The sequence below is a fragment of the Flavobacterium sp. TS_SC_5 genome (assembly GCF_056156265.1).
Genome location: NZ_CM149588.1, coordinates 1,903,638 through 1,925,253 on the forward strand (window position 1 = coordinate 1,903,638; position 21,616 = coordinate 1,925,253).

Here is a 21,616-nt window from a genome sequence, read left to right on the forward strand (position 1 = left end):
TGAATGTAGTTTGTTTGTAGATTTCTTTAGCTGTTTATTTGAATAAAGAGAAACGGATGCTTTAGGAGCACGATATTTTGTTGTTGTTAGTAAATAGTCGTCCTACTTTCCATTATATCCATGCAAAAAAAATGCATGGGATATCACTGCAATCAGGGCTAGATTAGGACCTTTTGTTGTTTTAGTATAAAATGGAAAAAAAATAAAAAGATATTAAAAAGAAAAGCTTCAAAATTAATTGAAGCTTTTCTATATTTAATTCATCTGTACATTAATGGGAAGGTTATACGCAGTTCGCACTGGTTTTCCGGCAATCATTCCCGGCGACCATTTTGTTTTCAAGGATTTCAATACGCGAACAGCTTCTTTCCCCAAACCATAACCAGGATCTCTTTTTACCTCAATATCTGTCATGCTTCCGTCTTTTTCAATTACAAAAGAAACATACACTCGAATCGAACCGCTACCATCTATTTCTTGTTTTTCAAAATTGTTACCAACATAACTATAGAATTTATTAATTCCGCCAGGAAATTCAGGTAGTTTATCTAATGATAAGCTATTGACAATAGTATTTCCTGAATCCACAATTGGTATTGCAGTCTCCGTTCCAACTCCCGATGTAGAGGTTGGATTAATTCCTACGGTTCCTGTTCCCTCTGTAATTGTGTTTGTCACACTGGTATTATCGGTGTTTTTAGCAATGTCTTGATTAGCTTGTGACGCTTGTGTAATTATAGGGTTAATAAGTTGGGCACTTTCAACAGCTGTTTCTGGATTTTGTTTTTTGATTTCGGGCAAAACTTGTTTTTGGGTTTCCAAAATTTGGTTTGGTACAATATCCGATAATTGAACTACTGTATTAGAAAAATCAGGTATTATGGCTGTAACACTATTGTTCGGACTAAAATGACTAATTAATGTTGGTAGACTAAAAATCGAGGCTAATAGAAGTATTCCCATAAACAGTGCTCTTAAAGAAGTTTTAGTGGCTTCTTGGCGCAACTGATACGCTCCATATTCTTTGTTTCTATCTTGAAAAACAAGATTAATCCAGCCGGTTTCGTATATGCTTAGTTTTGACATAATTTATGGATTTAGAGGTTAAGTACAATTAAATCATAAGCGAAAGATGTTTTTATTTCACAACGTATAAAATAGGAATTGTAGTATATAAACTTAGTGTTTATTTTTTATTAAATTGATTTTATGTTTATTTATTTAACTAAAAGAGTAAATAATTATTAGCTATGCTGATTTTAGGCGATATTATCAATAAAAAAAGCGCATTCAAGTTAATGAATGCGCTTTGCAATTGTGTAAATGTTTTATAAATTTGATTTAGAAAGCATATTTAAATCCAATTTGTATTTGAAATGGATTTCCTGAAAGCGAAGGAAGTCCTGCATTGTTTACTCTGTAATTAAATTGTTGTCTGGTGCTGTCAAATCCTGGAACTGCAGCTGTTGTTCCTGATGCGGGTGTTCCTAAAGCATATAAAGACTGACTTCCCAACGATTTATTTACACCCCATTCTTTGTTTAATAAATTGGCAACATTAAATACATCTGCTGTAAATTCCACGAATTGTTTTTTGTCTAGCGCAATCTTTTTGCTGATTCTGACATCAACAAGACCATAAAAGTCATTTATTCCGCCGTTTCTCTCGGCAATTTTACCAGAGTATTTAGTGATATAGTCTTTCAAACTTTGGCTGGCAGCCGGATTATCAAGTATGGTTTGTAATCCTGTTTTTATATTTTGGGGAACTGCAGGATTATTAATATCAAATATATACGCTAAATCATTGGATGAAGTGACAAAATCGGCATTTGTATTTCCTCCTGATAATAAACTGTAGCGTGTACCGCCAATACCAGAATAACGAACACCAACATTGAAACCATAAAAAGTAGGTAATGTTCCGTAAAACACTACTTTGTGACGGAAATGATTATCAGAATAACTCATTTTGCTCAAGTCTCTTGGATCATCTTCTACCGGTAAAACTAAAGTTGCTGTATTGGCTACGTTTCCGTTAAATGAAGTATTGTCTTTGGTATCATTCAAGGTATAGCTGGCAGATATTTCACCATCTTTAAAATAGCGATACGTAGCATCTACCACCATTGCAAATTGATTGACTTTACCTTCGCTGTTTAATTCTAAAACACGTCCTAATTTATTGCTGATACGCCCTTGCATCCAGTCTCCAGCACCATTTGCAGGCATTGAACTTGCTGGAACGTAAACGCCACGATTGTCTTCATTTGCCAAAGTAAAAAATGGATTCGCAACCATATTGCGGTCTACATAAACATAGTTATTGCGTCCTAAAGTAGCATAACCCGCAATCCCTGCTTTCAATTTATCAGTGAAAAAATGCGAGTAAGATGCATTTGCTTTATAGACAACCGGAACTTTAGCATCTGTTCCAGTGAAATTAATAGTAGGTAATTGGAACGCATCCAAAGTTGGAATACTAGCATAGTTATTTCGATAATCTATGAAATTTGGCAAAGGAACATTTGGAGATCTCACATCAACAGTCGCAGTGTGATTTCCATCAAAATATAAGTTGTTGATGACCGCATAATTATTTAAATCAGAAGCAAAAATTCCAGCTCCAAAGCGAATATAATCTTTGTGGTTCTCATTTACATCCCAAGACAATTGCACTCTTGGTTGAAGAATTGCTGACTGAAGTTTATTATCCGTACGAATAGCCAATTCATCAAAAACTAATTGATTAAAGGTGGCTGTTGGATACTTGGCATAATCAAATCGCAAACCTACAGTCAGGTCTAATCCCACGCCAATTTTAGTTTGCAACTGACCATAAATTCCAGCGTTTAAAATGTTTGAAATCACAGTAGGATCAGCTACTAAAGGTACTTCTCTGTAGTAACGATAGGGTGTTTGATTGTTGAAATTTGCAACACTGTTAAAATGAAAACGACCGTTTACCTCGCTGCCATATAATGATTTTGCATTGGTTTGCATTAAATCAAAACCAAAAGTGTATTTCACTTTGTCCGTGTTGTAGTAGATGTTATCAACAATTTGAAAAACATTATTGGTGAATTTTTCCTGCGCAAATCGATGTCCACCAATTTGGATGTTTGTAGTTCTCACTGCTCCATTAATAGTTGAAGCCACATTTTCTACAATAGCACGTGGGATATTGTAAGAAGGCAATTGATCGCCCGGATTACTGTCCTGAAAAGTGTATAAATTTTGTACTTTCAGTTCATTTGTAACTTTTGAATTGACTTTTGTTCGCAAAGAAGCTAAAATACTGTTGTCAATATTTAAATCATCACCAAATGATTCATATAAATTGATGGTCGTATTATCTTGTAGTCCTAGTTTATTGTTGTCGTAAGTAAAATTATTACGGACAGTCAATAAATTATTACTGTTAATTTGCCAGTCTATACGAGCGAAAGCAGCATCCGAATTCCTTTTTTTATCAAATGTTCCGTATTGTGGCGAGTCTGAAACACCATATTTATTGCGGGCTATGGTCACAAAATTATCTAATGTCGCTCTTGTAACATTGAAACGCAATTCGTCCTCCGGGGATTGAACATCAGCGATGATCAAGGGACGCGAATCTTGTTGGTGGTCCCAAGCTATAAAAAAATGTAATTTATCTTTAATGATTGGTCCGCCAAGAGTGAAACCATATTGGGACGTAGAAAAATCATTTTGGCGTCTGTTTCCTCTAATATCGTACGGACTTGACAACCAGTCTGCACGATTATAAGCAAACATGCTTCCTGTAAATTCATTTGTTCCTGATTTAGTCACCGCACTTACTGTTCCTCCACCGCTTCGACCGTAACTTACGTCATATTGGTTGGTAACAACCTTGAATTCTCTCACGGCTTCAATGGAAATCGAGTACGGTGCACCGCTTCGACTGGTTGTAGACCCCGCTGAAGTTGGGTTTTTGGCATTCATTCCATCCAATGTGTAATTTGTAGAGGAAGCTAGTTGTCCTGAAATATTTCCGCCTCTGGTTAAAGGAGATAAATCCATTAAGCTGGTAAAATTTCTTCCGTTGACCGGTAACGCGTTGATTAGTTGTGCCGTTACAGCTGTAGCTGCTCCTAAATTTCCGGTTTTGTTTTTCAAACCTCGTCCAACAACTTCAACTACTTCTAAGTTTTGAATGTCGTCCTGCATCAGAATTTCGATATTTATTAAATCCCCTTGATTTAATGTGTAACCGGAACGCTGTTGTTCTCCAAAACCTAAGGCTTTAACGCTGATGGTATACGGTCCGCCTAAAGGAAGTTCTTTGAAGGTAAAAACACCTTTGAAATTAGATAATGAATTGGTTTTAAATCCTGTTGATTCATTTCGGATTTGAACTGTTGCATCTTTAAGAGGCTCTGAATTATCGCCTAAAACAATACCTGAAATAGAGGCTTGAGTTGTTTGGGCAAAATTTGTAGTGCCAACAAAAACAGTCAGTACCATCGTTAATAAAAATAATTGGAGTTGTTTCATGAATACTATTTTTTTGTTTTTTAGTGCTCACAAAGGAATTGACTAATCGAAAAAAGGCTGTTATTTTAACAATAACTGTAGAATACTTTTGTGTTAATGAAACCTTAAAAACCGAGTATTAAAACGACTTTTTTAAGATATTGTTAACCAAACATGACCAAGAAGGATCGAATTTCTTTAGGTAAAATAGTCTTAATTTAATTCTTTCTTAATGTTTGATTCTGGCGGTTCATCTATTTTTACTACAAAACTTAAATGAACATTATGAAATTCACTACACTATTATTGGCTTCAACAGCAGCCTTATTATTATCGAATTGCGGTTCGAATAAATTTGTGGTTTGTGGGCACAGAGGTGCGATGGGACACGAAACCGAAAACACATTGGCATCCATAAAAAAGGGAATGGAATTAAAAGCTGATATGTTAGAAATCGATGTTTTTAAAATTAAAACGGGTGAATTGGTAGTTTTTCATGATGATGATTTGGATCGCATAACGAACGCAAAAGGAAAAATCGAAGAATATACTTTCGAAGAATTGGGAAAAGTTTTGGTTGCCGGGAAACATCAAATCCCAACTTTACAAGAAGTGATTGAGACAATAGATAAAAAAGCAGTTCTTAATATTGAGTTGAAAGGAACTAACACCGCAACGGATACGTATAGAATTATAGAAGAATACAAGAAAAAAGGGTGGAGAAATAAAGATTTTTTTATATCCAGTTTTCGAATAGGGGAATTGCAAAAAATGAGGTCTTTGAGTTCTGAAGTAGCTATTGGGTTGCTTACCTATAAAGATCCTATTGAGACTGTTATTAAAACAGGAAAAGAACTCAAAGCACAGGCAATAAATCCCTATTTTAAAACCTTAACGGCAGAAAATGTTGCGATAATGAAAGCGAATAATTTTAAAATATATCCTTGGACCGTCAATGAACCTGCAGATATTAAAAATTTACAACAACTTAAAGTAAGTGGTATTATTACGGATTATCCGGAAAGAATTGTTAGATGATTTTTTAGAAATATAATTACTTTGATTTAACGAAGTGGTCTAAAATTAATTTAGATCACTTTTTTGCTTTTAGATAATTAAGAATCGATGCTGATTTTTTAAAATAATACTACCTTTTATTTTGAATAATTTCTGCCAGAAGTTTTTTGGCGCGAAGCAATTTAATTTTCACATTACTTAAAGGTTCACCAATTTTATTAGAAATTTCCTGGTAACTCATTTCTTGAAAATAGCGCAGTTGAATCACTTCTTGATAATGTGGTTTCAATTCCTTGATAAATTGCAGTAATTGAGAAAGATTTTGTTCAGTAATCAATTCATCTTCTGCAGATGGAGTGGTGTCGGCGATATTATAGGCTTGCTGATCTTGATCGTCGGTAATTTCGACAAAAAGACTTGATTTCTTTTTTCGTAACAAATCGATGTGTACGTTTTTTGCAATCGCAATAAGCCAAGTATTAAATTGAAATTCCGAGTTGTAAATGGCTATTTTATCAAAAGCTTTTGAGAACGTTTCGATGGTAATATCCTCGGCATTGGTTTCATTTTCGGTGCGTTTCAGCATAAAACCATACACTTCATTCCAATAATAATTCAATAGAAAAGTAAAGGCTATCTGATCGCCTTGTTTTGCTTTTTCTATTTGTTTGTTTATTTCCAATGTACTGGTTTTGAGAATATATTAGCTATGAAGATATTGATTTGTGTAAAGAGCAAGACCAATTCAAGTATCGGATACCAATATACAACATCTTTTTCTTTTAATTTACCTGCCGAAAATCCAACGATGATCCAAGTTACTATATATCGCAGTGCTATTAAACAGAGCACTAAAATCCATTGGAATTGAAAAGAAAGCAGTACAATAGGCAATAAAACAAATAACAATTGCGAGCAGTAGAATGCTCCTAACTGCAATTTGTCAAAAGGTTTGTAATAATTTGCCGTAGCAACATGTCTTCTTTTTTGAATCCACCAGTCTTTGAAAGATGTTTTGGGTTTAGAAACCGTAAAACTTTCCGGACTATAGGCAATAGTTGTATTTTTGGCTTTTGCAGCTTGGTTTACAAATAAATCATCATCTCCAGAACGAATCTGCATGTGTTCGATGAATCCATTTACATTGAAAAATTCTTCCCTTTTATAGGCTAAATTTCTTCCAACGCCCATGTAGGGATGTCCAATTTTTGCCCATGAAAAATATTGAATTGCGGTCAATAAAGTTTCAAAACGAATTATTTTATTCAGGAAGGAATTAGGGATTTTTTCATATTTTCCGTAACCCAAAACAATTGTTTTTTGCATGGTAAATTGAGAACTCATCGCGGTAATCCACTCTTTTGAAGTAGGGTAACAATCAGCATCGGTGAATAATAAATATTCTTTTTTGGCGGCTTTTATTCCTAATGTCAAAGCGTATTTTTTGTTTCCCCAAAAGGCTTCGTTGTTTTCCACTTTTACCAAACTTACATTTGGATATTGCTTTTCAAAACGTTCAAAAATATCCAAAGTAGTATCACTTGATGCATCATCAATCAGAACAATTTCAAAGTCAGGATAGTTTTGTTCTGCAAGCAGAGGAATAAAATTCGCAACATTTTCTTCTTCGTTTTTGGCACAAACAATCACTGAAATCGGAATTTTTTTTGGGGTGAATTTTTGCACTTTAGCAAAAGCAAATTTTCCAAAAACACCGAGATAGTACGAAATTTGAACGACAACGATAAAAATAAAAAAGTAAAAAATTAGTATAAGCATCTGAGTTTAATGAGTTTTTAATCCCGAAATTTCAGGAGAGTGCAAAGGTATGAATAGAATTGTGAATTGTTAAATACTATCTGTGAATTTCGCAATAATTTATCGAGGACAGTTCTTCATTTCATTTGCAACAGCAATGGCTTGGAAATCTTCTGTTTTTTCTAACTCAGAAATGATGTTTTGGTGATTTTTTTCGTCTCTGTTTTGAGATATTTTTTTCGTGGCTTGAATTTCAGTAATTTCAATTTCAAACGCAACGATGCCACGAGTTTGCATCATGGTTTTCTTCGATAAATCTGCTATACGAACCGGGTTTTTAGAATTTTGCTCGTACTTATCCACTAATTTTTTTAAGGATTCGATGACAGCTTCTCCCTCGATAATTCTAATTTTTCCATAAACATGAACGGCAATATAGTTCCAAGTAGGTACATTTTCATGATCGTACCAAGAAGAAGAAATATAGGAATGTGGTCCTGTAAATACTGCTAAAACTTGGTCATTGTCTATAAAGCCATTCCATTGTGGATTTTCTTTAGAAATGTGCCCGTACAAAATTTCGTTGCCTTCTTCGTTGGTTTCCAGTTCTAACGGAATATGTGTGGCGCACAATTTCCCATTGGTTTGATTGATTAGAATACCAAAACTATTTTCTTGAAGAAATTTTTTGATTTCTTCTTGATTTTCGTTTTTATAGATATCTGGAGTGTACATAATTTAATAACTTAGTTTTTTTTATTTGATTAAACATAAAATTAATCAATTTGTTATCCGCTAATCTAAGGAGTCAAACACTCTCTTTTTGTTAAATAACATTTACTTCCGCTTCAATACGAATGCCAAACGTTTTAAAGATTGTCTCCTGAATATCCTTAGAAACATTCAAAATTTCTTGACCTGTAGCATTGCCATAATTCACTAAAACTAAAGCTTGATTTTTATGAATTCCGGCATCGCCACAGCGTTTTCCTTTAAAACCCGCTTGTTCAATTAACCACCCTGCAGGTACTTTTACTTCAGTTTCAGAAATATCAAAATATTTCATTTCAGGAAATTGCTGATGAATTTTTTCGAAATCTGATTTTAACAAAATTGGATTTTTAAAAAAACTACCACTGTTTCCTAGTACTGCGGGGTCCGGTAATTTGCTTTGTCGAATGGTAATTACGGCATTGCTGACGTCCTTTAAAGTTGGATTTGTGATGTTATTTTTGGCTAATTCAGATGAAATATCTCCGTAAGAAGTATTGATTTTATGATTTGTTTTTGTCAATTTAAAGACAACCGAAGTAATGATATGTTGGTTTTTTGCTTCGTTTTTGAAAACGCTTTCTCGATATCCAAAATGACATTCTTCCTTAGTGAACGTTTTTGTTTCTTGACTTTCTATCGTCATTGCTTCGCAGGAAACAAAAGTGTCTTTTATTTCGGTTCCGTAAGCTCCTATGTTTTGGACCGGCGTGGTTCCCACATTTCCCGGAATAAGTGACATGTTTTCTAATCCACCAAAATTTTGTTCAATAGTCCACAGCACAAATTCATGCCAGCTTTCGCCAGCCTGACTTTCGACCCAAACAAAATCATCATTTTCTTCAATAATTTTCTTGCCTTTCAAATCGATATGAATAACAAGCGCATCAATGTTTTTTGTCAAAAGCATGTTGCTACCTCCACCTAAAATAAATTTTTGCTGCGTTTTATTTTCTTGTAAAATAGTTTTCAAATCCTGCACCGAATGTACTGCCACAAACTGTTTTGCTTTGGCTTCAATGCCAAATGTATTGTATTTTTTTAGTGAAAAATTGGATAGTATTTCCATAAAAGAAAGTGCGTTTTGTATTGTTGAATCCTGCGTCAAAAGTAAGGATTAAAATGTAGTTGTTGGTTATTTTTGATAATCAGACAGAATCTATTAATTCAGAAACAGCTTATTTTACATTTAATCCATCGATTAACTCGTGGTATTTATTGACAATAATTTTCATATTAGTAGTGTAATTTGCATTTTTCACAACAAATTTTCTGTTTTCAGAAACTGCTTTTTCTCTATATTCTTTATTTTCAAAAGCCCAGATTAATTCTTTGGCAAGTTTTTTATAGTTGTCAACAGGAATTAATTGACCATTTTTTCGATGTTGAATCCAACTTTGATTCCCTGCAATATCACTCACTATTGGATAACAATTCGTAGCCATCGCTTCAAATAAAGATGCCGAAACACCTTCCGTTATGGGCATACTGATGTAAATGTTAGATTCTTGTAATAGTTTTGGTAAAACGGTGTTTTGAATTCGTCCGGTAAAATTGACTTTATTTTCGATGTTTAATTTTTTTGCTAATTCTTTTAATGTAGCAAGTTGTGTTCCGTCTCCTACAATTGTAAGAACGAAATCTGTGCCTTTTTGGTTTAAAATGGCAAATGATTTTAGAATAATATCATGTCGGTATTCCGGTAGTAAAGAACGCGTTACAATGGCGCAAATTTTTTCTGGATTCGCCGTGTTTTGATTTCCAAATTGCACTAAATCAATCCCCTTTGGTAATACTAACACCTTGCTCATGTCAACTTTTGCCTCCATCATAGAAATAGTCATCACGGGACCCCAAGCGTGGATTAAATCTGCTTTTTTGAAAGCATAATGCTGAATCATTTTTTTTAGCGGAAGTGAAATAGACTTTTCAGGCCACAAATCGGTTCTGCCTTGTTGTGCTATTGCTATTGGTTTTACGCCGGATAATGCAGCAAGAAAACCATAACTGGTGGTTCTTTCCGCAATAACCATGTCCGGTTTTTGAACTTTTATTAGTTTCCTGATTTTAAAAATGGCTAATTCAAATTCTAAAACCCTTAAAATTCTGTTTTTAAAACTAGTATTAGGTGTTTTTAATTCCCAAGTGATGATTTCAAAATCGCCAAATTCCTTAAGTCCTTTCATCCAAGTGATGGCATCGGCTCTATAGGATTCTCCAAGAAAAAGTATTTTCCTTTTTTTCATTGTAATTATTCCGACGTTAAGGCGCGATTGATGAAATCGTTCAGCGGTTTTAGCGCAATTAGTTTTTGGCTCATAACGGCAACAAAATCTTTTTTGGATGCTGCGCTGAAATCAATTTTTTGAGAGGCTTCAAAGCTTTTTAATTTCAATAATTCTATCGCCGGATGTTCTTTGTCATAGCCTCTTGGCGGGTTTTTTAAAGTATCTTTTTCATTTCTATCAAAATCGCCAAATTCTCTTTTGAAATCTTTTTCCTCAAGAATAGCTTCCAGATCATCATAAAAATAGGCAATTTCTTTGCGCATTTTTTTTAAATCTTCAGATTCCGGGCAGTACAATCCGCCAGCAATAAAACTCGCGCCTTTCTCAAGGTGAATGTAATAGCCAGAACGATTCAGCCCTTTGGCGCCGGAAGAAAGCCAAATTCCCAAATGTGATTTATAAGGTGTTTTGTCTTTAGAAAACCGAATGTCGCGATTGATTCTGAACGTACAATTTTTAACTTCCAGCATTTCCAGCGATGGATCCAGCGGTTTCATGGCGTCCAGTAAATCAGCAACTAATTGCTGGTAATCTTTCTTGAAAGCTTCGTAGCGTTTTTTGTTTTCTAAAAACCAGTCCCGATTGTTATTGGCTTTTAAATCATCCAAAAATTGCAGTGTTTCTTTTGAAAGCATCTTGAGTTATTGTATTTGTTTTCTTAATTCCTCTTCGCTTATAAAACCGGAATGTTTCCATTGTACTGCTGCATTTTCATAAAGCAATAAAGTAGGGAGCTCACTAATTTTCATTTCGGTCATCAAGGTTTTATTTTTGTCAGCATCAAGACGAATAATAGTTACTTTATCTGCTAATTCTTTCTCCATTTGCAAAAGATACGGTTTCATTTTTTTGCAGGGCGCACACCATTCCGCATAAAAGTCAATCAATACTTTTTTGTCAGAGTTGACTAATTTGTTGTATTCCTGCATGGTCATTCCTGTGATTTTGTTATCCGGTTTAGACAAGCCTGCAGCATCCCATTTTAATATTCCGCCTTGCAATTGATAAACATTAGTAAAGCCAAGTTCTTCCAGTTTTTCAACGGCACTTTGACTTCTTCCGCCACTTTTGCAATACACGAAAACTGGTTTTGTTTTATCCATTTTTTCGGTACCGGCAACAAAATTATCTCCTAACCAATTTACATTTACAGCCTTGTCAAGATGATTAGCGGAAAATTCTTCTGATGTTCGGACATCCAGAATTTGTGGATTTGGAGTAGCAGCGATTTTTTCGCTAAAAGCTTTCGCATCGATTGTTTGGCTTTTTTTTGAAGTTTGCCCGTTACAGGAAAAGATCACAAATGATATGATTATGAGGAATATTGGATGAAATTTCATTGTTTTTTTATTTAAATTTGAATACGCTAAATTAGGTAATTTTTCAATTTTCAGACCTTATAAAGTACTAAATAAAAGTTATAAGTTAAAAATTTTATAGCTCTGATGCGTCGATTTTACAATCACTTCGGTACGTTCCGGATGGGTATCTGAAATGAAAAGCTGTCCAAAAGTATCGCTGTTGACCATTTCGATTATCTTGGCTACCCGACTTTCGTCTAATTTGTCAAAAATATCATCAAATAACAGAATAGGTTTTACACCGCTTTGTTTTTTTAGAAACTCAAACTGCGCTAGTTTTAAAGCTATTAAATACGATTTTTGTTGGCCTTGCGAGCCAAATTTCTTTATTGGATGTTCATCAATTTCAAAGGCCAAATCGTCTTTGTGAATTCCCACGCTAGTATAGTGCAAAGCACGATCTTTATTGATGTTTTCCTGCAAAAGGGTCAATAAATCTTTTTCAAATAAATGACTTTGATATACGAGTTGAACTGTTTCTTGCGAACCTGTTACAGCTTGATGATGAGTATTGAAAATAGGAATGAATTGTTCTATAAATTCTTTCCTTTTTTCGAAAATATATTGTCCAAAACCGGTCAGTTGCTCATTATATATAGACAGCGTGTCAGTTTCGAAAACATGATTCAATGCAAAGTATTTCAATAAGGCGTTGCGCTGGCTCATTACTTTTTGGTATTGAATGAGTTGCTGCAAATAATGGGAATCTAGTTGGGATATCACGCTGTCCATGAATTTTCGTCTGGTTTCGCTTCCTTCCACAATCAAATCTCTATCGGCAGGAGAGATAATTACCAAAGGAATAAACCCAATGTGATCTGAGAATTTATCGTACGCTTTGCCATTGCGTTTCAATATTTTTTTCTGGCCTTTTTTAAGACTGCAGACAATTTGTTCTGTTCTTTCGTTCTTTTCAAATTCAGCATCAATGACAAAAAATTCCTCTCCATGTTTGATATTTTGAACCGCTAACGGATTGAAATAGCTTTTTCCGTAAGATAAATGATAAATAGCATCCAGCACATTTGTTTTACCAATTCCGTTTTTGCCTACAAAACAATTTATTTTGCTGTCAAAATCGAAATTTGCTTCTGAGAAATTCTTATAATTGAATAATGAAATCTTTTTTAAATACATGGGTAAGGCTTGCTGGTATTGAGAACTTTGCTGTTTTTGAACGGGTTTTTCAAAGTGGGTGCAAATTATTGAAAATTATCGATAAAACCTTCGTTTCTATTTTTTCTCTGAGAATTATTTTGTCTTTGGAAACCAAGAATTCCGCAGTATATTTTTTTTTAATATAAAAGCATATTTTTTGTGTGGGTTTGAATAAAAATTTTATTTTTGCGACTCACTAAATTAAATTTAAATGGCTACTTACAATAAAAGAGGATATAAAGCACCAAAAGAAAAAGAAGTTAAAGAAGAAGGAGTTGAAGCGGTAATCATTGACGAAAAAGACAGTACAACTGCTGAAGTTTTTTCAAAATTAGATGAATCTGCTACAATAACGGAGGATTTTGTTGCTAAAAACCAAAAAGTTATTATTGGATTAGTTGCCGTTGCTGCTTTAGTTACAATTGGTTATTTAGCGTATCAGCGATTTATTGCTGCTCCAAAAGAAGACGAAGCAGCTGATGAAATGTTCGTTGCACAACAAAATTTTCAAAAAGCAACTGATGGAGTAGCAAGCGACTCCTTATATAAGTTGTCATTGAATGGTTCAGAAGGGAAATTTGGATTCTTGAAAATTGCTGATGAATATTCTGGAACTGATGCAGGAAATTTAGCAAATTATTATGCTGGAATTGCTTATTTGAATACAGGAAAATATACAGAAGCGATTGATTATTTAAACAAGTTCAAATCAGATGATATTGTTTTAGGTGCCTTGGCAAAAGGAGCGATTGGAGATGCATATTCTCAAAAAAATCAACCAAAAGAAGCTTTAGAAAATTATATAAAAGCTGCTGGTAGTAATAAAAATGATTTCACTACGCCACGTTTCTTATTGAAAGCTGGAAAAACGGCTTTGGCTTTAGGAAATAAATCAGATGCATTGAAATATTTTACTGATATCAAAGAAAATTACGAAGCTACTCCAGAAGCTGCTTCAGTTGACGTTTTGATAGGATTAGCACAATAGTAAAAAATGATATAAGATTGGTGATTTAAGATTGTAGAATTTTGATTTCAAAATGCTATCTTTAATATCTGAAATCAAAATTTTAAAATCAAATTCTAAAATCAAATGGCTACCGAAAATAAAAATTTATCCGAATATGACAAAAACACGGTTCCAAACGCAAAAAATTTTCGTTTTGGAGTTGTAGTTGCTGAGTGGAACGAAACCATCACCGAAGGTCTTTTTGATGGTGCTTTCAAAACACTGTTAGAAAACGAAGTTCCTGCTGGGCAAATTATTCGTTGGAATGTTCCTGGAAGTTTTGAGCTTGTTTATGGTGCTAAAAAGATGCTGCAAACTCAAAATGTTGATGCCGTAATTGTTATAGGTTGCGTCATTCAAGGTCAAACCAAGCATTTTGATTTTGTATGTGAAGGTGTAACGCAAGGCATAAAAGATTTGAATGTTCAAACGGATATTCCGGTTATTTTTTGTGTGCTTACTGATAACACGATGCAACAATCGATTGATAGAAGCGGAGGAATTCATGGAAACAAAGGAACCGAAGCTGCTATTGCGGCGATAAAAATGGCTTATATACGTCAACAATCATCATTGTCACATCAAATAGATAATCAACATTTATTGTCTGCAGGTGCAATACAATTGGAAGAAGGTACGCCTTTAGAATTGAAGGAATAAACAATCAAAATACAAGTTATTAAACCTATATTATCTCAAAAATAGTATAGGTTTTTTGTTTTTTTTATGATTAAATAAGCTATCATTCCCAATAGAAATTTATTAAATTTGTACCTCTTGGTTTTATAATAAACTATTGTCACCCTGAGCGCAGTCGAAGGGCTAAACTTTAAACCTAAATTTTTTAATGTCGAGTATAATTCAATTACTTCCTGATCATGTTGCCAATCAAATTGCTGCTGGAGAAGTTGTTCAAAGACCAGCTTCGGTTGTCAAAGAACTGCTTGAAAATGCGGTTGATGCAAAAGCGACAGATATCAAATTAATTATTAAAGATGCCGGAAAGGCTTTGGTACAGGTAATTGACAACGGTTTAGGAATGAGCGTAACGGATGCTCGTTTGTGTTTTGAACGTCATGCTACTTCTAAAATACGTCAAGCTGAAGATCTATTTTCGTTGCACACAAAAGGGTTTCGTGGTGAAGCATTAGCTTCGATAGCAGCGATTGCGCATGTAGAAATGAAAACCAAGCAAGACCAAGAAGAGTTGGGCACGCATATCATCGTTGAAGGCAGTAAATTTGTCTCGCAAGAGGTAGCTGTTTTGCCAAAAGGAACTTCATTTGCAGTCAAAAATCTATTCTTTAATATTCCAGCGCGACGTAATTTCTTGAAGTCGGATACCGTCGAATACCGTCATGTGATTGATGAGTTTCAGCGCGTGGCTTTAGCTCACTCTAACATTCATTTTACGTTTTACCACAATGGAAGTGAAATGTTCAATTTACCTCCATCAACTTTACGCCAGCGAATCGTAAATATTTTTTCGGGTAAAACCAATGAAAAATTGGTGCCAGTTCAAGAGGAAACAGAGATAGTGACTATTCAGGGATTTGTAAGCAAACCTGAATTTGCCAAAAAAAATCGTGGCGAACAGTTTTTCTTTGTAAATGACCGATTTATAAAAAGTGGTTATTTGCATCATGCTGTTATGGCCGCCTATGACGGAATCTTGAAGGACGGTGCTCAGCCCAGTTATTTTTTATATTTAACAGTACCGCCAAATACCATTGATATCAATATTCATCCCACTAAAACGGAAATTAAGTTCGATGACGAGCATGCATTGTATGCTATTTTGAGAGCTTCTATAAAACATAGTTTGGGTCAGTTTAATGTAGCGCCAGTTTTGGATTTTGATCGCGATTCTAATTTAGATACACCGTATCATTACAAAGATTTAACTGGAGAAACGCCTACAATTCAGGTAGACGGTACTTTCAATCCGTTTTCAGAGGAAAAACCCAGCAAGCAGTTTTCCAGTTACAGAAAACCGGAACCAACAGCTAATTGGGAAAGTCTTTATGTTGGTTTAAAACAAGATACGGATGAAATAGGACAAATGAATTTCGAGAATGAAGAAGTAACTTCTTCTTTATTCAATGATGAAGAAGTAGAGCATTCGGTGCATAAAACCTATCAAATACATAAAAAATATATTGTTTCGTCAATCAAATCAGGAATGGTAATTGTCGATCAGCAACGGGCACATCAACGTGTTTTGTACGAACAGTTTTTGGTAAATATGACCGTTCATCAGGCTTCAAGTCAGCAATTATTATTTCCTCTGAACCTGTTCTTTTCGTCAAGCGAAATGGAACTTATTGCTGAACTGCAATTGTCATTACGAAACACAGGGTTTATTTTTGAAGAAAATAATACGGATCATATTGTTATTTCCGGAATACCGGTTAACGTAACGGAAAGTGAAGTTTCACTGGTTTTAGAACAATTATTAAGTGACTTGCAGGACGGAATTCCAGAAAGCAGTTTCAGTCAGAACGATACGATTGCCAAATCCATGGCTAAAAGTTTAGCCGTGAAAACAGGAACTCACTTAACTGAAAAAGAGCAGGAAAACTTGGTCAACGGACTTTTTGCCTGTAAAGAACCAAATGTTTCCCCATTTCATAAACCCACTTTCATCACCATGCGTGTGGAAGATTTAGATAAAAAATTTGCAATATGAGAAATGTAACTGAAACCGTAAAACAATTAATTATTATCAATGTTTTGTTTTTTGTAGGTACTTTGATTATAGGCGATGCTGCCTACAAAATATTGGCCTTATATTTTCCTGAAAATCCTAGTTTCCAGTTGTGGCAACCGGTGACGCATATGTTTATGCATGGTAATTTTATGCATATTTTTTTCAATATGTTTGCCTTGTTTTCTTTTGGATCTGCTTTAGAGCAAATTTGGGGTAGCAAGAAATTTTTGTTTTTTTATATTTCCTGCGGGTTAGGAGCTGCTTTGTTGCACACAGGTGTAAATTATTACTACTTTCAAGAAAGTTTGAACACACTTATTGCAAATGGCTTTCCTAAACAAGAGGTTTTACAGCTATTGAATGAAGGAAAAATAAATACAAGATGGCAGGAAATCTTATCCGTTTCTGATTTTCAAAATTTCACTAGTGCTTATATGGGAACAGCTGTCGGTGCATCGGGAGCTATTTACGGAACAATCGTAGCATTTGCTTTCATGTTTCCAAATGCTGAATTGGCTTTAATGTTTATTCCTGTGCCAATAAAAGCAAAATATTTTGTTCCCGGTCTAGTATTAGTAGATTTGTATTTAGGAATTTCTGGAAAATCAATTTTTGGAGGCGGCGGAATTGCTCATTTTGCTCACGTTGGTGGTGCTTTGTTTGGTTTTATTATTATGTGGTACTGGAAGAAAAATCAGTTTAATAAAAACCGTTGGAATTAAAATTGTAATTTCATTTAAATAGGACGAATTCACTATTAGTTTTTAAATCCCAATTACATTATGAATATTATTGACGACCTGAAATTACAATATAAGATGGGAGGAATAGTGACTCAGCTAATCTTTTGGAATGCTGCTTTGTTTATTTTTCCGTGGTTATTTTTTGCGATTTTATCTTTGTTGGGTGTCAATATTGATTATCTTCATTATGTGAGTTTATCCTCTGATGCGGCGCTGTTACTCTGGAAACCATGGACATTACTTTCGTATTCTTTTTTTCACAGCGGCATCATGCATATCGTATTCAATATGATTGTTTTAAACTTTTCAGGTAGATTATTTATGACTTTTTTCACATCGAAGCAATTATTAGGGCTGTATCTGTTGAGTGCTATTTTTGCTGGAATATGTTATATTTTGGTTTTTTATATTTTAAATATTAGTGCGCCAATTGTAGGGGCTTCTGCGGCAATTATGGCGATTTTAGTCGCTACTACAACTTATTACCCTTTGATGGACCTTCGTTTATTGATTATCGGAAATGTCAAGTTGTGGCATGTAACTGCCGTAATTATTATTATTGATTTAATGCAGCTGCGTTCCGAAAACATGGGCGGACACATTTCTCATCTTTCAGGTGCTTTTTTTGGTTTTATTTTTATTAAATTGCTACAAAATGGAACGGATTTAAGTATTGGTGTTTCTCGTGTAATTACTTTTTTTGCCAATTTGTTCAAGAAAAATACTTCGACACCGTTCAAAAAGGTGCACAAAAATTACAGCAAGCCATTAGAGAAAACCGTTTCGAAAATAGTTACAAAAGATAAATCGCAACAGCAAATCGATGAAATTTTAGATAAAATCAGTCAGTCAGGTTACGATAGTTTGTCCAAAGAAGAAAAAGAATTTTTGTTCAAAGTGGGAAAATAATTTTCAAATCGGTTATCAGCTATTTGTACTAATAAAAAATTGAGAAAATGAAAAATTTGTCATGGTTTAATAAAGGGATGTTTTTTTTGAATATTATTTTAACTCTTGTGACTTTTATTGCCTATATCTTGCCTTTTTTAGCACCAAAATCATTTCCCCTTTTGTCCGTTTTGACACTTTTTATGCCGCTTTTTTTTGTTTTCAATGCGCTTTTTTTTGTGTATTGGGCAATACAGTTCAAGAAGCAATTGATCGTTTCGGGGTTGGTTTTATTGATAGGAATCACTTTTATAAATAAATTCTACAAATTTTCTTCTCCTAAATTTTCTAAAGAAGAAAAAGATTTTACCGTAATGAGTTACAATGTTCGGTTATTGAATGTATTTAGATGGATTGACAGGGATGATGTTCCTTCGGATATTCTAGACTTCATCAATGATAAAAATCCTGATATATTATGCATTCAGGAGTATTCGCCTTCTGCCGATATTGATTTGAAAGTATATCCGCATCGGTATATTTTTACTGATGGAAACCAAATTAAAACCGGTCAGGCTATTTTTTCTAAATTTCCAATCATTAATCAGGGGAATATTATTTTTCCTAATTCCAGCAATAATGTTGTCTTCGCAGACATCAAAAAAGGGAAAGACATCATCAGAGTTTACAATATGCATTTGCAGTCTATAAAGATTTCTCCTGATGTGAACGAGATTGATGAAAATATAGATGCGATCAATCAACAAAAATCACAAATGCTTTTCATCAGAATTAGTAAAGCGTTCAAGCAGCAACAGCAACAAGCAGAATTATTCAAAGAGCACAAAATGAAATGTATTTACCCGATAATTATTTGCGGGGACATGAATAATAGTGCTTTTTCTTATGTCTATAGAAGTATAAAAGGTAAGATGAAAGATAGTTTCGAGGAAGCGGGAACTGGTTTTGGAGAAACTTATAAGTTCAGGTATTATCCAGCGCGAATTGACTATATTTTTGCCGATGAAAAAATGAAAGTTAAGAGTTTTGAACATTTCCCCAGTTTTATAAACTCAGATCATTTTCCTATAATGGCAAGATTATCGTTAGAGTAATAACCGACTTTAAAAAACTATGTGATAATCAGCTTTTGGGTTTTTAAATATTCAGCAGCATATTTCCCCTCGTTAAAAAGTAAATCCAATACACTAAGGTTGTTGATAAATCCATATTTGTCATCAAAAACTTGTGTGTAATTTTCAAAGGTCGAAAGGTCTTTTTTTCCGTTTACCAAAGCTCTGAAATCTGTAATTACAGCTGTGTCTACATCATGAAAATATTCAGTTGTAGTTTTATAAGCAATTTTCATGCGAAGGCATTTGGACAAAATAGCCAACGCTTCAAAATTTAGATCCAACAAAAAGTCATATTTTTTTTCAAAAAGAGGTCGGATATCATCTTCAAAAAATTCGAAAAAAGGCGAATTTCTATAAGCTGCTTCTAGTGATTTGAAATGTTGTTTCTGCCAGTCAAAATCAGTTTCTATTCTAATTTCTTTCGTTTTTTGATGGCTTTCTTTCGAATGCTTTACTGGTATATTCAATAACTGAATGCCGTTTGGACTGTAAATATAAGTGCGATTGCGGTTTGTCTGTTTCTGAAAATTATCTTCTATTTCAAACGTAATATTTTCCGACTGTGCCATAGCCGCAAAATGACTTATTGACGGGAAATAAGTGGGATGGAGGAGAATTTCCATTTGATGATTTGTTATTTTAAAGTTTAAAGTTCAAGGCAGTCATATGACTTTAAACCTTAAACTTTAAACTTTTCTTATTTAAACTTTACTCGCTTTTCTTTTTTTCCAAAAATATTCTCCTACAAAGAAAATTACTAATCCAAGCAGAAATAATTTGAAATAAGATTGTGGCTGACCTTCACCGCTAACAGTTGTGAAAACTCTATCCCAACGAATTTTGTTTATTCCTTTACCATTTGGATCAATACTCAACCATATAAAAATAGGTTTTCCTACGACATGATTTTCAGGAACAAATCCCCAATAACGACTGTCTTCTGAGTTGTGACGGTTGTCACCCATCATCCAGTAATAATTTTGTTTGAAAGTATAACTAGTGGCAATTTCGCCGTTTATTCTAATTTCAGAACCGTTTACTTTTAAATCATTATTCTCATAATCGGTAATAATAGCTTTGTAAAACGGCAAGGTTTCGGTTGTTAATGCAACTGTTTTTCCATTTTCCGGAATGTAAACGGGACCGTAATTATCACGATTCCATTTGTTGATATGTGGGAAAACACCATTGTCATTTTCTCGGGAAATTTGTCTGATGACAGCCGTAATTCCGGGTGTGTTTTTTAATCGTTCCGCTCCGACTTCTGTTAAGGCGCTCATGAAAAGTGTATCTCTTTTTGTCTGATCCATAAAACCAGCAGGATCCGTCACGTCTAAATCTTTAAATAAAGATTCAAAATCGATTGGTGTTTTTCCATCCAAAGCCACTTTATAAGAGAATTGTGGTTTCGCTCGTTCAGGTAATTGCAATATTTTACCATCAATGTATACGATACCGTCTTTTATTGATAAATTATCACCCGGAATTCCCACGCATCTTTTTACGTAATTTGATTTTTTGTCGACTGGTTTGTAAGCGCGCCTTTTTGAAGTGTCAAAAAATCTATAAACAGTATCGACCGGCCAGTTAAAAACTACGATATCTGTGCGGTCAATATTTTGAATTCCAGGCATTCTCATGTAAGGCAATTGAGGCCAAGTCATATATGATTTGTTTTTTGTCAAAGGAATAGAGTCGTGAACCATTGGTAAAGCAACAGTTGTCATAGGAACTCTGGCGCCATAATTCATTTTGCTGACAAATAAAAAGTCACCTACTAATAAAGATTTTTCCAATGATGGAGTTGGAATAGTGTATGGTTGTATAAAATAGGTGTGCACGATTGTAGCTACAACAATAGCAAAAAGTAAAGAACTAACGGTGTCAGCAGCTTTGTTTTGCGGACTTAAACTTCTATCCGAAATGTAATTTAATTTTTGTGTGTAATTGATATAATACAGGTACAATCCCAAGGTTATTAATACCAAAAAAGTATCTAATCCGGATCTTTTTCCAAAGCTTCTCAGCGTTTCTACCCAAACAACCGGAAAAATGATCAAATTGATAATTGGCATAAATAGCAAGATAGTCCACCAACTAGGACGGCCTATGATTTTCATTAAAACAATTGCATTGTAAACGGGTACTGCAGCTTCCCATTTTTTTCTTCCGGCAGCTTCATATAATTTCCAAGTTCCTAAAAAGTGAACTATTTGTATCAGCAGAAAAAATACAAACCATTGATATAGTGTCATTGTTTTTTTGTTTAAAGTTTAAAGT

General features: G+C 34.1%; 19 protein-coding genes. 7 read left to right on the top strand and 12 right to left on the bottom strand.

Going from position 1 to position 21,616, the window contains the following annotated elements; translation table 11 throughout:
• Window positions 1-255: 255 nt before the first annotated feature.
• Both AC0J6S_RS08385 and AC0J6S_RS08390 read right to left on the bottom strand, forming a co-directional pair.
• Window positions 256-1,086: an energy transducer TonB gene (locus AC0J6S_RS08385; RefSeq protein WP_474956272.1), complete on the bottom strand. Its 831-nt coding sequence runs from the start codon at window positions 1,084-1,086 to the stop codon at window positions 256-258.
• Between the two features lie 255 nt (window positions 1,087-1,341).
• Complete coding sequence (locus tag AC0J6S_RS08390) at window positions 1,342-4,518, bottom strand: TonB-dependent receptor (RefSeq protein WP_474956273.1); 3,177 nt, start codon at window positions 4,516-4,518, stop codon at window positions 1,342-1,344.
• A gap of 264 nt (window positions 4,519-4,782) precedes the next feature.
• On the opposite strand from AC0J6S_RS08390, the gene AC0J6S_RS08395 reads away from it, so the two are divergent.
• Window positions 4,783-5,535 carry a glycerophosphodiester phosphodiesterase gene (locus AC0J6S_RS08395; RefSeq protein ID WP_474956274.1) on the top strand — a complete coding sequence of 251 codons (753 nt, stop codon included), beginning with the start codon at window positions 4,783-4,785 and terminating at the stop codon, window positions 5,533-5,535.
• A gap of 109 nt (window positions 5,536-5,644) precedes the next feature.
• Here the strand turns inward: AC0J6S_RS08395 and AC0J6S_RS08400 are convergent, their stop codons facing one another.
• The 8 genes from AC0J6S_RS08400 to recF form a co-directional block, all read right to left on the bottom strand.
• The gene (locus AC0J6S_RS08400) at window positions 5,645-6,196 is read right to left on the bottom strand and encodes an RNA polymerase sigma factor (protein ID WP_474956275.1); all 552 of its coding nucleotides are present in this window, start codon (window positions 6,194-6,196) and stop codon (window positions 5,645-5,647) included.
• Complete coding sequence (locus tag AC0J6S_RS08405) at window positions 6,187-7,293, bottom strand: glycosyltransferase (RefSeq protein WP_474956276.1); 1,107 nt, start codon at window positions 7,291-7,293, stop codon at window positions 6,187-6,189. The genes AC0J6S_RS08400 and AC0J6S_RS08405 overlap by 10 nt, the downstream gene beginning before the upstream one ends.
• Before the next feature lie 99 nt (window positions 7,294-7,392).
• Window positions 7,393-8,007 (bottom strand): FMN-binding negative transcriptional regulator, encoded by a 615-nt coding sequence (locus AC0J6S_RS08410; protein WP_474956277.1) that lies wholly within the window; start codon window positions 8,005-8,007, stop codon window positions 7,393-7,395.
• Between the two features lie 91 nt (window positions 8,008-8,098).
• Complete coding sequence (gene murB / locus AC0J6S_RS08415) at window positions 8,099-9,112, bottom strand: UDP-N-acetylmuramate dehydrogenase (RefSeq protein WP_474956278.1); 1,014 nt, start codon at window positions 9,110-9,112, stop codon at window positions 8,099-8,101.
• A 109-nt stretch (window positions 9,113-9,221) separates the two neighbouring features.
• On the bottom strand, window positions 9,222-10,289 hold the full coding sequence (locus AC0J6S_RS08420) for a glycosyltransferase (RefSeq protein WP_474956279.1): 1,068 nt from the start codon (window positions 10,287-10,289) through the stop codon (window positions 9,222-9,224).
• A gap of 5 nt (window positions 10,290-10,294) precedes the next feature.
• Window positions 10,295-10,966 (bottom strand): DUF2461 domain-containing protein, encoded by a 672-nt coding sequence (locus AC0J6S_RS08425; protein WP_474956280.1) that lies wholly within the window; start codon window positions 10,964-10,966, stop codon window positions 10,295-10,297.
• 6 nt (window positions 10,967-10,972) lie between these two features.
• A complete protein-coding gene (locus AC0J6S_RS08430) occupies window positions 10,973-11,671 on the bottom strand; it encodes a thioredoxin domain-containing protein (protein WP_474956281.1) in 699 nt (232 codons plus the stop codon).
• Between the two features lie 78 nt (window positions 11,672-11,749).
• Window positions 11,750-12,829: a DNA replication/repair protein RecF gene (gene recF / locus AC0J6S_RS08435; protein WP_474956282.1), complete on the bottom strand. Its 1,080-nt coding sequence runs from the start codon at window positions 12,827-12,829 to the stop codon at window positions 11,750-11,752.
• Window positions 12,830-13,061: 232 nt separating this feature from the next.
• Between recF and AC0J6S_RS08440 the strand changes: the two genes are divergently transcribed.
• The 6 genes from AC0J6S_RS08440 (at window position 13,062) to AC0J6S_RS08465 (ending at window position 19,315) form a co-directional block, all read left to right on the top strand.
• On the top strand, window positions 13,062-13,838 hold the full coding sequence (locus AC0J6S_RS08440) for a tetratricopeptide repeat protein (RefSeq protein WP_474956283.1): 777 nt from the start codon (window positions 13,062-13,064) through the stop codon (window positions 13,836-13,838).
• A gap of 105 nt (window positions 13,839-13,943) precedes the next feature.
• Entirely contained in the window at window positions 13,944-14,519 is a 576-nt protein-coding gene (gene ribH / locus AC0J6S_RS08445) for a 6,7-dimethyl-8-ribityllumazine synthase (RefSeq protein ID WP_474956284.1), read from the top strand.
• A gap of 187 nt (window positions 14,520-14,706) precedes the next feature.
• The gene (gene mutL / locus AC0J6S_RS08450) at window positions 14,707-16,548 is read left to right on the top strand and encodes a DNA mismatch repair endonuclease MutL (RefSeq protein WP_474956285.1); all 1,842 of its coding nucleotides are present in this window, start codon (window positions 14,707-14,709) and stop codon (window positions 16,546-16,548) included.
• On the top strand, window positions 16,545-17,291 hold the full coding sequence (locus AC0J6S_RS08455; RefSeq protein WP_474956286.1) for a rhomboid family intramembrane serine protease: 747 nt from the start codon (window positions 16,545-16,547) through the stop codon (window positions 17,289-17,291). Before mutL ends, AC0J6S_RS08455 begins: the two co-directional genes overlap by 4 nt.
• Window positions 17,292-17,351: 60 nt before the next feature.
• Complete coding sequence (locus AC0J6S_RS08460; protein WP_474956287.1) at window positions 17,352-18,221, top strand: rhomboid family intramembrane serine protease; 870 nt, start codon at window positions 17,352-17,354, stop codon at window positions 18,219-18,221.
• A 47-nt stretch (window positions 18,222-18,268) separates the two neighbouring features.
• Window positions 18,269-19,315 carry an endonuclease/exonuclease/phosphatase family protein gene (locus AC0J6S_RS08465; RefSeq protein WP_474956288.1) on the top strand — a complete coding sequence of 349 codons (1,047 nt, stop codon included), beginning with the start codon at window positions 18,269-18,271 and terminating at the stop codon, window positions 19,313-19,315.
• Between the two features lie 17 nt (window positions 19,316-19,332).
• On the opposite strand, the gene AC0J6S_RS08470 is transcribed toward AC0J6S_RS08465, so the two are convergent.
• Both AC0J6S_RS08470 and lepB read right to left on the bottom strand, forming a co-directional pair.
• Window positions 19,333-19,959, bottom strand: coding sequence for a WbqC family protein (locus tag AC0J6S_RS08470; RefSeq protein ID WP_474956289.1), 627 nt, complete (start codon window positions 19,957-19,959; stop codon window positions 19,333-19,335).
• A gap of 78 nt (window positions 19,960-20,037) precedes the next feature.
• Window positions 20,038-21,591, bottom strand: coding sequence for a signal peptidase I (gene lepB, locus AC0J6S_RS08475; protein ID WP_474956290.1), 1,554 nt, complete (start codon window positions 21,589-21,591; stop codon window positions 20,038-20,040).
• Window positions 21,592-21,616: the final 25 nt, after the last annotated feature.

What these genes read in the sequence shown, in the direction of transcription:
- AC0J6S_RS08390 (WP_474956273.1), bottom strand. Translation starts at nt 4,518, where the DNA reads ATGAAACAACTCCAATTATTTTTATTAACGATGGTACTGACTGTTTTT.
- AC0J6S_RS08425 (WP_474956280.1), bottom strand. Translation starts at nt 10,966, where the DNA reads ATGCTTTCAAAAGAAACACTGCAATTTTTGGATGATTTAAAAGCCAAT.
- AC0J6S_RS08420 (WP_474956279.1), bottom strand. Translation starts at nt 10,289, where the DNA reads ATGAAAAAAAGGAAAATACTTTTTCTTGGAGAATCCTATAGAGCCGAT.
- lepB (WP_474956290.1), bottom strand. Translation starts at nt 21,591, where the DNA reads ATGACACTATATCAATGGTTTGTATTTTTTCTGCTGATACAAATAGTT.
- AC0J6S_RS08410 (WP_474956277.1), bottom strand. Translation starts at nt 8,007, where the DNA reads ATGTACACTCCAGATATCTATAAAAACGAAAATCAAGAAGAAATCAAA.
- AC0J6S_RS08385 (WP_474956272.1), bottom strand. Translation starts at nt 1,086, where the DNA reads ATGTCAAAACTAAGCATATACGAAACCGGCTGGATTAATCTTGTTTTT.
- AC0J6S_RS08455 (WP_474956286.1), top strand. Translation starts at nt 16,545, where the DNA reads ATGAGAAATGTAACTGAAACCGTAAAACAATTAATTATTATCAATGTT.
- AC0J6S_RS08460 (WP_474956287.1), top strand. Translation starts at nt 17,352, where the DNA reads ATGAATATTATTGACGACCTGAAATTACAATATAAGATGGGAGGAATA.
- AC0J6S_RS08430 (WP_474956281.1), bottom strand. Translation starts at nt 11,671, where the DNA reads ATGAAATTTCATCCAATATTCCTCATAATCATATCATTTGTGATCTTT.
- AC0J6S_RS08470 (WP_474956289.1), bottom strand. Translation starts at nt 19,959, where the DNA reads ATGGAAATTCTCCTCCATCCCACTTATTTCCCGTCAATAAGTCATTTT.
- AC0J6S_RS08465 (WP_474956288.1), top strand. Translation starts at nt 18,269, where the DNA reads ATGAAAAATTTGTCATGGTTTAATAAAGGGATGTTTTTTTTGAATATT.
- ribH (WP_474956284.1), top strand. Translation starts at nt 13,944, where the DNA reads ATGGCTACCGAAAATAAAAATTTATCCGAATATGACAAAAACACGGTT.
- AC0J6S_RS08405 (WP_474956276.1), bottom strand. Translation starts at nt 7,293, where the DNA reads ATGCTTATACTAATTTTTTACTTTTTTATTTTTATCGTTGTCGTTCAA.
- recF (WP_474956282.1), bottom strand. Translation starts at nt 12,829, where the DNA reads ATGTATTTAAAAAAGATTTCATTATTCAATTATAAGAATTTCTCAGAA.
- mutL (WP_474956285.1), top strand. Translation starts at nt 14,707, where the DNA reads ATGTCGAGTATAATTCAATTACTTCCTGATCATGTTGCCAATCAAATT.
- AC0J6S_RS08440 (WP_474956283.1), top strand. Translation starts at nt 13,062, where the DNA reads ATGGCTACTTACAATAAAAGAGGATATAAAGCACCAAAAGAAAAAGAA.
- murB (WP_474956278.1), bottom strand. Translation starts at nt 9,112, where the DNA reads ATGGAAATACTATCCAATTTTTCACTAAAAAAATACAATACATTTGGC.
- AC0J6S_RS08395 (WP_474956274.1), top strand. Translation starts at nt 4,783, where the DNA reads ATGAAATTCACTACACTATTATTGGCTTCAACAGCAGCCTTATTATTA.